The sequence below is a fragment of the Streptomyces sp. AA4 genome (assembly GCF_000158875.1).
Classification (GTDB): Bacteria; Actinomycetota; Actinomycetes; order Mycobacteriales; family Pseudonocardiaceae; genus Amycolatopsis.
The window spans coordinates 5,657,758-5,671,016 of sequence record NZ_GG657746.1 but is presented as its reverse complement, the minus strand read 5'-3'; the positions used below and the strand labels follow the sequence as shown (position 1 = coordinate 5,671,016).

At 69.1% G+C, this 13,259-nt stretch carries 15 protein-coding genes; 11 read left to right on the top strand and 4 right to left on the bottom strand.

The annotated features are described in order from the left end of the window. The first annotated feature begins 69 nt into the window (after positions 1–69). The 8 genes from SSMG_RS25920 (at position 70) to SSMG_RS45605 (ending at position 4,869) form a co-directional block, all read left to right on the top strand. Positions 70–624 carry a DUF3558 family protein gene (locus tag SSMG_RS25920; protein ID WP_009080899.1) on the top strand — a complete coding sequence of 185 codons (555 nt, stop codon included), beginning with the start codon at positions 70–72 and terminating at the stop codon, positions 622–624. A gap of 1 nt (position 625) precedes the next feature. Next, the gene (locus SSMG_RS25915) at positions 626–1,909 is read left to right on the top strand and encodes a hypothetical protein (RefSeq protein ID WP_009080898.1); all 1,284 of its coding nucleotides are present in this window, start codon (positions 626–628) and stop codon (positions 1,907–1,909) included. Positions 1,910–1,914: 5 nt separating this feature from the next. Continuing rightward, the gene (locus tag SSMG_RS25910; RefSeq protein WP_009080896.1) at positions 1,915–2,637 is read left to right on the top strand and encodes an ESX secretion-associated protein EspG; all 723 of its coding nucleotides are present in this window, start codon (positions 1,915–1,917) and stop codon (positions 2,635–2,637) included. 15 nt (positions 2,638–2,652) lie between these two features. Beyond that, positions 2,653–3,108 carry a YbaB/EbfC family nucleoid-associated protein gene (locus SSMG_RS25905; protein ID WP_100266883.1) on the top strand — a complete coding sequence of 152 codons (456 nt, stop codon included), beginning with the start codon at positions 2,653–2,655 and terminating at the stop codon, positions 3,106–3,108. A 5-nt stretch (positions 3,109–3,113) separates the two neighbouring features. Beyond that, positions 3,114–3,440, top strand: a complete 327-nt coding sequence (locus SSMG_RS25900; RefSeq protein WP_037714889.1) for a YbaB/EbfC family nucleoid-associated protein — start codon at positions 3,114–3,116, stop codon at positions 3,438–3,440. Next, positions 3,437–3,805, top strand: a complete 369-nt coding sequence (locus tag SSMG_RS25895; RefSeq protein WP_009080891.1) for a hypothetical protein — start codon at positions 3,437–3,439, stop codon at positions 3,803–3,805. The genes SSMG_RS25900 and SSMG_RS25895 overlap by 4 nt, the downstream gene beginning before the upstream one ends. Before the next feature lie 110 nt (positions 3,806–3,915). Further along, positions 3,916–4,590, top strand: coding sequence for a hypothetical protein (locus SSMG_RS25890; RefSeq protein WP_158688093.1), 675 nt, complete (start codon positions 3,916–3,918; stop codon positions 4,588–4,590). Between the two features lie 24 nt (positions 4,591–4,614). Then, on the top strand, positions 4,615–4,869 hold the full coding sequence (locus tag SSMG_RS45605; protein WP_009080888.1) for a hypothetical protein: 255 nt from the start codon (positions 4,615–4,617) through the stop codon (positions 4,867–4,869). A 65-nt stretch (positions 4,870–4,934) separates the two neighbouring features. Here the strand turns inward: SSMG_RS45605 and SSMG_RS45600 are convergent, their stop codons facing one another. The 3 genes from SSMG_RS45600 to SSMG_RS25880 form a co-directional block, all read right to left on the bottom strand. Further along, complete coding sequence (locus SSMG_RS45600) at positions 4,935–5,333, bottom strand: hypothetical protein (RefSeq protein ID WP_009080886.1); 399 nt, start codon at positions 5,331–5,333, stop codon at positions 4,935–4,937. 491 nt (positions 5,334–5,824) lie between these two features. Beyond that, on the bottom strand, positions 5,825–6,013 hold the full coding sequence (locus SSMG_RS25885) for a hypothetical protein (RefSeq protein WP_009080885.1): 189 nt from the start codon (positions 6,011–6,013) through the stop codon (positions 5,825–5,827). Between the two features lie 671 nt (positions 6,014–6,684). Then, entirely contained in the window at positions 6,685–7,890 is a 1,206-nt protein-coding gene (locus tag SSMG_RS25880; protein WP_009080881.1) for an IS110 family transposase, read from the bottom strand. Positions 7,891–8,237: 347 nt separating this feature from the next. On the opposite strand from SSMG_RS25880, the gene SSMG_RS25875 reads away from it, so the two are divergent. Continuing rightward, the gene (locus SSMG_RS25875; RefSeq protein WP_009080880.1) at positions 8,238–9,113 is read left to right on the top strand and encodes a hypothetical protein; all 876 of its coding nucleotides are present in this window, start codon (positions 8,238–8,240) and stop codon (positions 9,111–9,113) included. Next, positions 9,113–10,897 carry a GMC family oxidoreductase N-terminal domain-containing protein gene (locus SSMG_RS25870; RefSeq protein WP_009080878.1) on the top strand — a complete coding sequence of 595 codons (1,785 nt, stop codon included), beginning with the start codon at positions 9,113–9,115 and terminating at the stop codon, positions 10,895–10,897. Before SSMG_RS25875 ends, SSMG_RS25870 begins: the two co-directional genes overlap by 1 nt. 811 nt (positions 10,898–11,708) lie before the next feature. On the opposite strand, the gene SSMG_RS25865 is transcribed toward SSMG_RS25870, so the two are convergent. Next, complete coding sequence (locus SSMG_RS25865; RefSeq protein ID WP_009080875.1) at positions 11,709–12,308, bottom strand: hypothetical protein; 600 nt, start codon at positions 12,306–12,308, stop codon at positions 11,709–11,711. A 205-nt stretch (positions 12,309–12,513) separates the two neighbouring features. Between SSMG_RS25865 and SSMG_RS25860 the strand changes: the two genes are divergently transcribed. Continuing rightward, the gene (locus SSMG_RS25860; RefSeq protein ID WP_009080874.1) at positions 12,514–12,780 is read left to right on the top strand and encodes a DUF2845 domain-containing protein; all 267 of its coding nucleotides are present in this window, start codon (positions 12,514–12,516) and stop codon (positions 12,778–12,780) included. The last annotated feature ends 479 nt before the right edge of the window (positions 12,781–13,259 follow it).

Sequence of the window (13,259 nt, the reverse complement as noted above, 5' to 3'; positions counted from 1 at the left end):
TGTGACTTTCTCTCGATTTCGTATTGTTCTGGCCGGTATCGCAGGCGTGGTGGCTGTCGCGGCCGGCGGGTGCTCCGAGCCGACCCAAGGGAGGGCAAACCCGACGCCTTCCGGCACCAGCCAAAGCGGTTCGCCCTCCTCTCCGGGGGGGGCGAGACTGCGGAGGCGCCGAAGGTTCCGGCTCCGGTGAACGTGGACAAATACCTTGCGGATCCGTGCAGCATGCTGACGTCGGCGCAGCTGTCCGCGCTGCAGTTGAGCCAGCCCAAGGCTGATTCGAAGTCCAGCGGCGTCGGTTGCGGGTGGCGGTTCAGCGACGGGTACACGGCCGTCAGCGCGACGTTTCTGACCACCGTGAAGAACGGCCTGACGAACGCCTATCGGCAGAAAGCGTCCGGCTACTACAAGGACGGCTACTTCGAGCCGACGGTGGTGAGCGGTTTTCCGGCCGTGCTGGCCAACACCGCGGATCGCCGCAGTCAAGGCCAGGCGACCATGCTGGTCGGCGTGTCGGACCAGACCGAGATGCTGGTGCTGATCCAGGGCACGCCGGGCAGCAATGCGACGACAGCGGCCACGAACGTGACCAAGGCTGTCCTGTCGACCATGCAGGGCGGGCAGTGACATGGCGGGGCAGTCGATGTCCGCGCAGCAGATCTACGACAACTTCGCCAACGCTGTCGGGCCGGGCGGACTGATGCAGGCGGCCGACTACGTCACCTCGTTCCAGTCCCAGTACGAGAGCCGGGCGGCGGACAGCCGGGCGCTTGCCGCGGCGATGGAGGAGGGCTGGACCGGCGACGCGGCGGGGGCCGCGTCACGAGGTGCGGGCCCGTTGGCGGCCGAGCACGCGCAGGCCGCGGAGTCGATGAGCATGGCGCACGCAGGCCTGACAACGCAGTCGTCCGCGTGGCACGACGTCAAAGCCAAGGTGCAGCCCGTGCCTCCGGTGCCGCAGGCCCCTCCGCCGATGACGGAGTTTCTCGGCGTGCAGAGCGTGATCGACGCCGACATCGAAAACCAGACCCGGCAGAGCAACAACGTCGCGGCGGCGAACGTGGCGGTGATGAAGTCCTGGTCCACGGCGTCGGACGAGACCGGCCGCGCCATGCCCACCAGTTACGGCCAGGCCGACGCGAACGCGATGAACGTCAGCAGCGCGCCGCCGCCGGCTCCGGTGGTGCACAGCTCAGCCGGACACAACGGTGGCTCGGCCGGTCCCCTGCAGCCCGGTCACAGCGCAGGCCCTGCCGGCTCGTACGGCGGTGCGAACGCCGCACCGTTCGCCGCCGGAGCGGCGGCGTCCGGGCGGTCCACGGCTCCCGGCGGCGTGGCACTGCCGCGGGCTGCGGGGCGTGGCGGGGATGAGTCGACGTCGTCGGCCGGCTACGTGACGCCAAGTGTGCAGACCGGGCTCGAGCAAGGCGGCACGTCACGCGACCCCGGTCTTTACCGCCGCGGCGTGCTGGACCCGAATCCTCCCGCGGGCGCGGGCAACGGCGGTTCCTGGAACTCCGATGCGCCCGCCGTCGGCGGCGGGCTGCCCGGCGGCGCAGGCGGGCGCGGTTCGTCCGGCAGCGGAGCTGGTCCTGGCGGCCGCGCCGGCGGAGAGAACGCGCCGGGAGGCGGCCGCGGCAGCGGGATCGGCGCTTCGGAGGAAGCGGCGGCGCGCAGCCGCACCGGCAGTGCGCCGGGGTCGTCGGGGCGGCCGGGCGGCGGAGCGGTCGGCGGGACGGGCACCGGCGCGGGCCGCAAGCGGGAGGACGACGAGGAGCACGAGCGCAAGTACGTGCTGTCCGACGACGAGGCGTTCCTGGCCGCGGACGACGGGCAGCAGCTGGTGGATCCGCAGACCGGGATGGCCGCGAGTCCGGCCGTGATCGGCGAGGCCCCCAAGAAACGGGTGTAGCGCCGATGTGGTTTCCCGAGCCGGTCGGGTTCGCCGCGGCGGATCTCGCGGCATTGGTGACCGAGGTGACCGGCGCCGACCTGCATGTCGCGCTGGCACCGCAGGCGGAGTGGCACGACGCGGAGGCGCAGGCGGACGTCGACCGGCGTGTCGCGGCGCTGAAGGCCCGGTACGACGGCGCGGCGTCCAGCGTGGACGAACCGGAGCTGGCCGACGTGGCCGAGTTGTTGAGCCGGCCGCCGCACGCCTGTTACGGCTGGTTCAGCGACGGCAGCCGGCATTTGTCGGCGTTGGCCGCCGGGTCGTCGTGGTTCGGGTTGATCGCGGTCCGGGACGGCGGCGAGGTCTGGGTGCGGACGTTCCGGCGCGAGCGGTTGAGCGCGATGCTGGCGGACGTGCTGCCGCACGAGCACGTGCGGTCGAACGCGCAGCCGATCACGGTGCTGCGCAGCGAGCTGGTCGAAGCCCGCGACACCGGTGTCGCCCGCGACAGCGCGGTGCGGAGGGCCGAGCGGGTCATCGCCAGGCCGCCGCTTGTGAGCGCCGAGCTCTACGCCGAGCAACGTGACCGCAGCGGGCGTCGCCGCAGCGAGGTCCCGCTGCGGGTCTACGACACCGACAGCGGGCGATGGGCGTTGCAGATCAGCAAGCACTACGACGACGAGCGGTGGGACCTCACGCCGGCGACCGCCTCGCGCGTGGCCGACCTTCTCGACGGCCTCCACTGACTACAGGACTCCATGATGACCGTGGACATACTGAAGGCGTTCGGCATCGGCAACGGCCACGACGTCGCCGCCCGGCAGCGGCGTCTCGCGGACCTCGACGCCGAGTTCGCCGGGCAACGGTTCCGCGGCGTGTCCCGCGACAGCAGCGTGACCGCCACTGTCGACGGCCGCGGGGAGATCGTCGAGATTGTGGTCCGCGACGACGCGCTGCGGTCGCCGCATCCGGAACTGGTCGGCCCGGCTGTCGTCGAGGCCGTCAACCGGGCTCGCGCGGCGGCCGGGCAGCACGCGCGCGCGGCGGTGTCGGCAGTGCTCCATCCCGACGCGCCTCCGCCGGCAGCGCCGCCGGAACCGGCGGCCCCGCCTGCCTTCGCTCCGGCGGCCGCGACCGCGCCGCCGCCCCCGGCGCGCAGGGGACGTGCCGACGACGAGGACTTCGGCGACTACGACTTTCTGGCTCTCGAGGAGTGACGTCCATGCCCGGGTACAACGAGCTTTACGCCCTCACACAGGAAATCGAAGCGAATCTGCACCGGGCCGAGGCAATCGCCTCGGCCGCCGCCGGGGCGGCGATCAACCGCCGGATCCCCGGCGGCGCGGGGGCGGTCACGGTGACGGGGCGGGGCACGCTCGTGTCGGTGACCATCGACCCGCACGGCCTCTCCTCGGCCAACGGCCGCGCGCTCGGTGCCCAGATCGCACAGACCATCCGCGAGGCCGAGGCCCAAGCGCGTGCGCACGTCGAGCAGACACTGCAGAACGCATCCGCGGCCGGCCAGGCCGCCAGGAGGGGGAACGCATGACCGGCAAGGGATTCGAAGTCGTCCCGCAAGCGCTCCGCGGAGCGCAGACCGCGTTCGTCGACGCGGCGGAACGCCACCTGCAGCTCGTCGGACAGGATCTCCCGGACTTCCGGATGAGCGAGCAGGACCTCGGCATCCTCGGGCACCTGGCCGGAATCGTCCCCGAGTACAACGCGGCGGTCGACCAGATCATGCGCAAGGTCGCCGCCAGCAGCGACAGCCTCACCGCGGCGGCCCACAGCCTCGACACCGCCGCGAAGGCCTACGAGGCGCAGGACGAGGAGTACTACAAGAAGTTCGGCTGGCTGGCCGGCAAAGCCGACAACAGCGGCGTCTACCAGCCCGAGCAGAAAGGCGGCCGCTGATGACGAACCCGCACGGGAGGTCGTTCCCGGACCCGACGGGCGGCACATCGCCGTCCTGGCCGAACCCGTTCCCGGACGCCCCCGCCCCGGCTCCTCCCAAACCGAACCCGGTGCCGAACATCTCCAGCATCCCGTACCCAGACGACGCCGACCGGAAAATCCGGGAAGCGGCGCAGAAAGTCAATCATCCGGACGTCATCCAGATGCTCGACAAGATCAAGAACGACCTGTTCGGGAACGCGGAGAAAATAAACCTCATCGCGCAGGCCTGGGCGAAGAACACCGCCCTGGTCGACTCGCGGCTGGGCATCCAGTACGCGACCCAAACCCTCTCCGCGTACTGGTCCGGTCCCGCGTTCAGCCAGTACTCCGCGTACTCCGCCGACGCGACCAGCGCGCTCGACACCGATCAATCCGCCCTGGCGGCCATGGGCACGGCGCTCGGCGGCTGCGTCTCCATCGTGTACAACACCTACGCGGCCGTAATCAGGCTGATCGGGAACACGGCAGCTGATATCGTCAACGCCGGTGTGAGCGTGGGAATCGCTCTGATCCCGGGTTTCGGGGAGTTGGAGCTGTCCAACGCCATTCAGGCGATCACCGACCTACTCACCAATTTCGTGAAGAACTGCACGGACTTGCTGTCCAGTGCTGTCGAGCAATTCGGCCAGTACAAAAGCGCCAGCGTCGGGTTCACAGCAAGCGCAACCGGATTCAATCAGCTGACCCCGCTGCCCGACCAGATCGGGAACCCGGGAAGCTGGCACGTCAACCCGGCAAACTAGCCGAGCGAAACGGAAGCAGAGGACATGGACATCTTCTGGTGGGCGGTCATCATCATCGCTGTCCTTTCCATGTTCATGCTGTGCGTCGGGCTGGCTGTCGTCGTTCCGGTGAGAAATTCGTTGCGACGGCGTCAGGCACAAAACAGATACCACGTTGATCCCGGCGGTGCCGGGAATCCCATGTACGGCCGCCGTCCGCCGGCTCCGCAGCAACCGCTCGGTCAGCCGGGGCCGCCTTACGCGCAGCAATGGCCGCCGACCGGGCCCGGGCGACGATAAAAGTGTCCGGTGCGCCTGCCATGGGTTGGACGCAGCTGTCTGATTCCGCGCCGGACCTGCCCGTGCTAGGGCTGGTCGACCATGTGCTTGCAATCGATGCAGGTCGTATGGCGCATGATCTTGTTCGCTCGGTCGCGCCCGTAAAAGGGGTAGCATGGTGTGCCGCAGGCTGAGATGAACGCCAACCCTTGCCGAACGGGCCGTGTGCCCGTCCAATGTGCTACCCGGGCAACTTGTTGATCCGCCAATGTCGCCATTTCCGGCATCCAGCCGCTTGAGGGAACGACGATGCGCTGGGTGCGGGATTTCAGGCAGTTGCCGAGGTCGACGAGGGCATCACCCAGCTCCATTGCCGGCCACGCCGTCAGCAAATCATCAGATTCCGCTATGTACGCTGAAATCTTTTCTTCAAGATCGCGTACGATTAACGTGATCTCGGACAGCTTGTTTTTTGCGTATACCACGCTTCTGCATCTTTCTTCGACTTAAGCGCTGGCTAGGTTTCGTGGATCCGGCGTGGGACGGTCGGGGAGTTCGGCGGGGGTCCCGCGGCGGCTACCGTGCACGTCTGCTGGCGGGAAGGCACGCTGACCGGGAATGCGACACGGCAGCGTCGATCGTTCTGGCGTAAACCCAGGGTTGTCGCTCGTCGTCCATGCAGGTGCTCCGTAGGCGCGGTTCCGGCGACAGAGAGGAGTCCGGAGGGCTCCTGAGCCGTCGCTCCCCAGCCAACCGAATACGCATCCGCGCGACCACCGCGCTGGCACCGCATTTCCACCGCATTTGCGAGGTTCGGCTGGTTCAAGGACGTGGTGGTCCGAGCCGGCTGCGCCCGCAGCACCGCTGCGCGGAACCACGGACGCGGTCCTGTGGCGAATCTTGTCCGCGCAGCACCGCAATTCGTCTCGGCCTGGCCCGTCGACAGCTGAACTCGTTGACAGCTGGGCGGCGGCGGTCACTGGCCGGGCAGGGTCTTGAGCCGGTCGCCGAGGTCGAGCTGGATGGTGGTGCGCATGTCCTCGTCCGGGGTGCCGGAGTGGACTCTGATCTCGGACCCGGCCAGGTCGTAGTCGTGGCCGGATAAAGGGAACCAGCAGGGCAGGTCGCGGCGGTCGAGGTCGGCTAGGTAGGCGTCGGCGGCCACGATGTCCTGCAGGTTGTCGTCTTCGGGGTCGGGTCGCCGTAGGCAGTCACCTGGTGCGGGAGGGCGAGGCGTTTGTGCAGTCCGACGTCGAGGATTCTTCTCAGCCGGACGACCGGGTCTACTTCGACGCCCCGGTAGGGTTCGTAGCCGTAGGTGGCGTCGACCTTGAAGCGACCGGTGCCGGGGTGGCCCCTGCGGCCCGGTGATCCACATGCCCTGCACCAGCCAGCCCGCTGGCAGGCTGAACTCGCTCTGCTCTGCCCGGCCCGGTCCTCCATCGACTCCGGGGCCGTTGCCTCGCGCACCTGGAGGAGCGCCACGTGGCCGCCTTTGCCGGGGCTGTTGTAGCTGTCCATGACGTTGCCATCCAGGCTGATGAACTCTGCTTTCGGAGCCAGATTCCGATCGCAGGACTGCTTGGCGGGCAGCGTCGCGGGTACGGTTTCGCGACGGCGGCGAGTGCGGCGCGCCGCTGTTCGAAACGCGGTTGGTATTCCTTGAGCATCTGTTTCATCGCCTGTTCCGTCTGGCGTTTCTGCGTTTCGCTGTCGTCGCCGCTCTCGCATCCCGACAGCAGCAGCGTGACCACGACAGCGATCGCAGCGAAGGACCGCGCTGGTATCCGCGTCGATGGCCCTCCTTCGGTGCGGGGGGGTGTCCTTATGTGGTTGTCAAGCCGCTGCAGGGGCGCTCGCGGGTTCGGGGTGTCGGTAGTGGGTGTTGTTGCGGAGCATGGCGTGGAGGACGTCGCAGCGTCGTCGGGCCAGGCAGATGAGGGCGGCGTTGTGTTTCTTGCCCTCGGCTCTCTTTTTGTCGTAGTAGTGCCTGCTGGTGGGGTCGGACAGGGCGGCGAAGGCGGCGAGGAAGAACGCGCGTTTGAGTTTGCGGTTGCCGGTGCGGGCGGGGTGCTCGCCTTTGATGCTGGTGCCGGAAGCTCGGGTGACCGGGGCGATCCCGGCGTAGGCCGCGAGATGCGCCGAGGACGCGAACCCGGAGGCGTCGCCGATCTCGAGCAGGATGCGCGCGCTGGTCCTGACTCCGATGCCGGGCATCGACGTCAGGACCCCGGCAAGAGGGTGCGCATCGAGTATCCCCTCGACTTGTCCGGCGACGGCTTTGCGTTGCTGGAGCACGGTTTTCAGGCTGTCGGCGAGCCGGGGCAGGACGGTGTCGGCGGCTGTGGTGCCGGGGACGGTGACGGTCTGCTCGTCCAGCGCGGTCATGATCGCCGCGACGAGGTTGTCGCCCATGCGGGGCGCGTGCGCGATGGCGATCGCGGTGAGTTTGCGGCGTCCGGCTTTGCGGATTCCGGCGGGCCCGCCGCAGCGGGAGAGGATCTCCAGCACCGCCGGGTGAGCGATTTTCGGGCCGATGGCGCGTTCGAGTGCGGGGTGGATGCCGGTGAGCAGGCCGCGGACGCGGTTGGACAGACGGGTCGCTTCGGCGGCGAGGTCGTCGTCGAACCCGACCAGCACGTCGAGTTCGGCCAGGGCGTCGTCGCCGAGGTCGACCTGGCGCAGGGTGTGCGGGAGCGAGCGGGCGGCGTCGGCGATGACGAACGCGTCGCGGGCGTCGGTTTTCGCCCGGCCGGGGTAGAGATCGGCGATGCGGCGCATCGCCAGGCCGGGCAGGTAGGCCACCTGGTGCCCGGCTGCGCGGGCGATCGCGACCGGCAGGGCTCCGATGGTGGCGGGCTGGTCGACCACGACCAGCAGCCGCCCGTGGCCGGCGAGTTTGTCGAACAACGCCCGCAGTTTCGGTTCGCTGTTGGGCAGCGGAGCGTCGTGCAGCCGCTTGCCGTCCGGGTCCAGCCCCACCGCGTGATGCTCGCCCTTGCCCACGTCCAAGCCCAGAAAAACCCTGATACCGCTGGTCATCCACCATGCCCTTCGCCGTGGTGCGGGTGGGTCGCCCGGTCGAGCATCGAGCGCCGGCACCCACGTTACGAGGAGACCTGCCCAGCGGCGGCCGTGTCCTTATCAGCGGTCGGTCGATGCCACCAGGCCCGGTGACACCACCCCCCGGATCATCACTTCGACTGGGGGACACAGTCATGCCGGACCTGGCGACCACAGCTCCTTGATCAGGAACTACGAAAACGGTAACGGGGGCTATGGGCAAATGCCCAACGAACTAGGCCGAACGGAGTAAGAACTGCCAATGCCGGGGGCCGGTCCGGCGGGAATGCTGGGCGGGCCCATCGCCCCGTCGCCGTGGAGGTGCCGTGAAGCCGGAGTCCGACCGTCGAACATTCCTCGCCCGCATCGGGCTGCTCGGCGCCGCCGTGGCCGCCGGGGGGCTGCTGGCCCCGGCGGGCGGCCGGGCGCAGACCCTGGACGACGTCGTCGCCGGGCTGCGGCCGGTGCTGGGCGAGCTGGCCAGGGACACCCTCAACGGGCTCGTCGTGATGACGTGCCCGGGGCCGGACGCCTACTCGAAGGCCCAGGGCACGCCGCGCGGAGAGCCGGGAGCCCTGGAAGCGAGGGCGACCGACTTCATGATCACGTCGCTGGACCACTTCGTCCCCTTCCCCGACCAGCTCGGCGCCGCGCTCGCGCAGGGCTTGGCCGCCGGCCTGGACGGCAGCGGCGTCGTCCTGCCCGGTTCCCTGGCCGGCCTGCCGCTCGGCTCGGTGCGGACCCTGGACGACGCGCTCACGACGCTGCTCGGCAACAACGCGACCCTCCCGCTGTCGTCGGTGGTGGCGTTGCTGCTGAACCTGGTCGCGACACAGGCGAACCCGGCGTCGGTCAACGGGCTGTTCCTCTCGCCGTTCGCCCGGCTGTCGTTCGCCGACAAGTGCCGGGCGTTCGAACTGCTCGAAGGCCCCGATCCGGACCTGCTGTCCACTTTGGACTCGAAGGCACCGGCTCCGTTCACCGAGACCCTGTCGGGCGTGCTGCGGTTCCTGGCCGGCGCGCTGTTCGAGGTCTCCGCCTACGGCAGCTACGGCGAGTGGGGCGTCTACGACGCGAAGGCCAAGACGATCACCCGGCGGCCCGTCGGCTGGGAGCTTTCCGGGTACCAGCCCGACGGCGTCGTGCACGGGTGGGACGAATTCAAGGGCTACTACCAGGGCCGGAAGAAGGTGGCGAACTGATGCGCGACGTGATCGTGGTCGGCGCGGGCGGCGGCGGACCGGTGGTCGCCAAGGAACTCGCGGCGAAAGGCCTCGACGTGCTCCTCCTCGAGGCGGGTCCCCGGCACGCCGACCTCGCCGAGGAGTGGACGCACTACGAGAACGACGCCAACAACCCGCTGACCGGGTTCCTGCGCTTCGGCCCCGCCGACCGGTCCAAGCCGGCGTGGTACCGGGAGACACCGCAGAATTCCTTTCTGTGGCAGCTTTCCGGCGTCGGCGGCACCACGCAGCACTACTTCGGCAACTCGCCGCGCGCGTTCCCGGGCTCGTTCGCCGGCTACACCGGGGCGGACGCTGGGGCCTACGACACCGAGCACCGGTTCCCGTTCAGCTACTCGGAACTCGTGCCCTACTACGAGTGGGTCGAAGCCACCCTCCCGGTGCAGACGGCCGCGATGGGAACCAAGGAAGAGGTCTTCTTCCGCGGCTGCGAAAACCTCGGGCTGCCGGTGCAGACCGGCAAGACGACGACGCGGAACTCCTACCGGCCGCAGGAGAACGCGATCCTGCAGCCCGGCGGTTTCGCCGGCAAGGTCACCGGGCTCGAGAACGAGCCGCGGCTGTTCTACCCGCAGTCCACCGGCTGCACCTTCTGCGGGTACTGCATCCTCGGCTGCAGCCACCCCGCCAAGGCTCCCCGGAACCAGACCGCGAAGCGCTCCACCGACAACAGCTACGTGCCGATGGCGTTGACCGCGGACCGCTGGGCCGCGGGCGGGCGAGCGGTCGAGCTGATCACCGACGCGTTCGTCACCCAGGTGCACACCGAACAGCGCAACGGGAAGACGACCGCGACCGGTGTCACGTGGGGGGCCGGCGCGACCGGGGAACAGCACCGGGAGGACGCGAAGGTCGTCGTGCTGGCCGGCGGGTGCACGGAGAATCCGCGGCTGTGGCTCAACAGCGGCCTGCCCAACCCCAACGACTGGGTCGGCCGCGGCTACACCGACCACTACTTCGACTGGGTCTTCGCCACCTTCGACGAGTACACCGGCACGAGCAAGGGCACCGGCTCGTCGGCCCGCTCGGACTGGCCCGGCCGCGGCGGCGTGATGAACGTCGGCATCCCGCCCGCGCTGCTGTCCTTCACGATGGCGATGTCCGACAGCGGGGTTCGCGGCCAGTACACCAACGGCCGCGGCTTCACCGGCACCTGGGACGGTCCGGCGGGCCGGTTGATGGGCAACGAGCTCAAAGACATGATGATGCACGGCATCGACCGGATGTTCGCGATGCTGATCATGACCGACGACCACGTCGAGGCACAGAACCGCGCGTCCCTGTCGGCGATGCCGGCCGACGAGCACGGGTCGGTCGCGAAGGTCGAGATGCACCAGCGCAAGCGCAGTGCGCGCACCGTCGAGAACCGGGAATTCCTGGTGCGCCGCGCCGTCGAGATCGCCCGGGCCGCCGGTGCCAAGAACGTGTACCGGATGGATTGGGCCCCGATCATCCTGCACGTCCAGTCCAGCATGCGGATGGGGCTGTCCGAAGAGGATTCCGTCCTCGACGCGAACGGGCACGCCCGGTGGGTCGACGGCCTCTACATCGCCGACAACTCGGCGCTGTCCAACGGAACGAGCGGCGCCAACCCGACCCTGACCATGCAGGCGGTGTCGACCCGCACGGCGGAGAAGATCTTCACCGACCGCTTCGGCGGCGACCCGTGGGTGCGCTCCGGCGCACCGGTCGTCTCGACGGACGCCCGCATCACCCGGAGGCTGGCCGAACTCGGCCTGTAGAGCCTGCTCTGGCATCCGCAGGAATCGCCCTGCCGCTTCGGTGGGGAGCCGCCTCGACCGTCGGGGCGGCTCTCCGGCCTAAAACGCCCGGTCACCGCCAACGCCGCTCAAATAGCCGCATCTCGGCAGACGAGTGTGCCGGGTGCCAGAACATCCGGACCAGTTTCGAGCGCGAGACCGCGAACGTTGCTGTCGAGTTCGCAGGCGGGTCCGCCACGGCCGTCGAAAATGCCGCGGCGGAGGGCGGTGCGGCCGACAAGGGAAGCTGCCAACCTGGTTCTCCGGCTGTCCCCGATCTCATCGGAAGGGCTGCCGCCGAGGACCTGCAGCGCGGCCGGCCCCTCGGTTGGGTTCCCGGACGAGGTCACACCGGCGCGGATGCCGCGGTACGCGCCCAGAAACTGCGACGTTCGGTTTCACCGACGAGATCGCGTTGCGTGCCGAGGTCGACCGCGGCGGCGCGATAGACCTCGGGAGTCGCGCTGGTCGGTTCGACGACGTCGAAGACGGGCGGTTCAGCATCCCAGGGCTCGATCTCCGCTCCGCATCGCCTGGCGGTGCGCGCGACCTCCTGAGCGCAGGGCAGTTTTCGAGGAAACCGGTGCCGCGCCGGGGCAAGCGCCGCGGGGGTCGTCAGCGTGCGGTCGTCGAAACGCTGGCTGTACCGTGTGCGCGGATGACTGGCTGTCGCGGTGGGGCGCTGCAGGTCAGGTCCATTGGCGATGGGCCCATCGCCAGGAGGCGGAGTGCAGGTATTCGTCCAACGACGTCGGCGGCCGGTGCAGGATCCGCCTCGGGGCCTCGCCGCAGTTCAGTTCTGTTTCCCGCTGACGCGAGCGGACGGAGACGAGAGCGATGTCGCATGCGAGGTTGCGGACGGTTCTGCTCGGAGGACCGTTGATTCGTTGCGATCGGTGTGCGGGGAAAGCCGCACTGCCATCAGAAGTTCGGTCGCTTCGACCACGATCTGGCCCGCTCCGGTGGCCTCGACGACCACGCCCGGGCACAGGCGCGCCGCTACGTCCTCGACCGGTTCGCGGTGGCAGGTCGCGCCGAGCGACCGGACCGCTTCGGGTTTCGGGCCGTCGGTGATCCGGTCGAGGACGTGCGCGTCGAGACCGCGCTGGAGGCCGAGCACCAGCCGGTCGTTTCCCGGAGGCGCCCAGCCGTAGGCGCCGCGCACGATCTTTTTGGCGGTCCCGAACACTCCCCGGGCCAGGCCGCGGACCAGCAGCTCGCCCTGCGCGGGGGCCAGGTCGGGTGCCTCGGAGACCTCGAGCGTGTTCGAGTGTCGCGGCTCGAGGTCAACGCGCGCACAGCGGTTTCCTTCCTCCGGAGTCTCGTTCGGGGCGGGATTACCCGTTCTGGCTCCGTCGAAGCCTGGTCGGTCCGCAGCAGGCGGAGGCGCCATCGCCGGGCCGGCGGTTGTCAGCGATGTGCGCCTGGCCGGTCAAAACGGCAGGAAGTCCCGCCGGCCGGAGCGTCGTCCGCGGTGTCTGCCCGCTTGGCTCGGCTCCGAACGCCCCGTTCGTGCCGGGTTCGGGACCGGTCCCGCAGGCGAACTCTACGCTCGGATTCTCGTGGGCAGATCCGGTCGCTTAGGCAGGTAGCCGCCGATGCTGTGGCCATTCAGACGACGCACCCCGGTGAAGGTCGGCATGAGCAAGGCCGAGGTGCTCAGCCTGCTGGGTGCACCCCTTGATTCCACGACTCGCGAGGAGGTCGCCGGAGCCGCCCCATACGCCGCGGTACGCCTGCGCGGCCAGACTCCCCCGCATTACGAGTACTGGCTGTATGTGGGGATGCCCTCGGGGTACGACACGCAGGTGACATTCACCAACGGCTTGGTGTCCCAGGTGACCACGCCCCGTTCCGCTTCCTGACGGCGAGCGGCTCACCCCGGTACCGGCGGAGAAGCAGGCGAGCCCGGCCCCTCCTTGCAGCCATCACGCGAGTTCCGTTCTGACGCGGTCCGCTGCCGAGGCCACCGCGCCACTCCAACTTCGCCTGCAACGCACTGCCACGGCTGACAACCGCAGTCTCGACCACGGTGTTGCCGAACTCGTCGTCGCGGGCGGCAAGGCGCCCAGTGCCGCGTGGATCGGCCCGGCAGACGACGCGGATTCCGACCGGCTCGCACCGGAGGCAGCGAATGAGGTCACGCAGTGAACGCAACGAATATCGTGGCGCTCGTCGTGGCGCTGGGCGGATGGATCCTGGCACGCAACGGACAGTTCACGTCAAGGATCCGATTTCAACTGGCAGTTGCGTCTTGGGATCGATGCACTTATAGTCGCTACCGGGTGCTCCGCAACGCTTCGGCCGACGAGCCGCATCGTCTCCGCGTCGCATACAGCTGTGC

Coding starts and splice junctions, on each gene's coding strand:
- SSMG_RS45605 (WP_009080888.1), top strand. CDS start 4,615: ATGGACATCTTCTGGTGGGCGGTCATCATCATCGCTGTCCTTTCCATG.
- SSMG_RS25905 (WP_100266883.1), top strand. CDS start 2,653: ATGACCGTGGACATACTGAAGGCGTTCGGCATCGGCAACGGCCACGAC.
- SSMG_RS25915 (WP_009080898.1), top strand. CDS start 626: ATGGCGGGGCAGTCGATGTCCGCGCAGCAGATCTACGACAACTTCGCC.
- SSMG_RS25880 (WP_009080881.1), bottom strand. CDS start 7,890: ATGACCAGCGGTATCAGGGTTTTTCTGGGCTTGGACGTGGGCAAGGGC.
- SSMG_RS25860 (WP_009080874.1), top strand. CDS start 12,514: ATGCTGTGGCCATTCAGACGACGCACCCCGGTGAAGGTCGGCATGAGC.
- SSMG_RS25900 (WP_037714889.1), top strand. CDS start 3,114: ATGCCCGGGTACAACGAGCTTTACGCCCTCACACAGGAAATCGAAGCG.
- SSMG_RS25865 (WP_009080875.1), bottom strand. CDS start 12,308: ATGGCGCCTCCGCCTGCTGCGGACCGACCAGGCTTCGACGGAGCCAGA.
- SSMG_RS25910 (WP_009080896.1), top strand. CDS start 1,915: ATGTGGTTTCCCGAGCCGGTCGGGTTCGCCGCGGCGGATCTCGCGGCA.
- SSMG_RS25895 (WP_009080891.1), top strand. CDS start 3,437: ATGACCGGCAAGGGATTCGAAGTCGTCCCGCAAGCGCTCCGCGGAGCG.
- SSMG_RS25870 (WP_009080878.1), top strand. CDS start 9,113: ATGCGCGACGTGATCGTGGTCGGCGCGGGCGGCGGCGGACCGGTGGTC.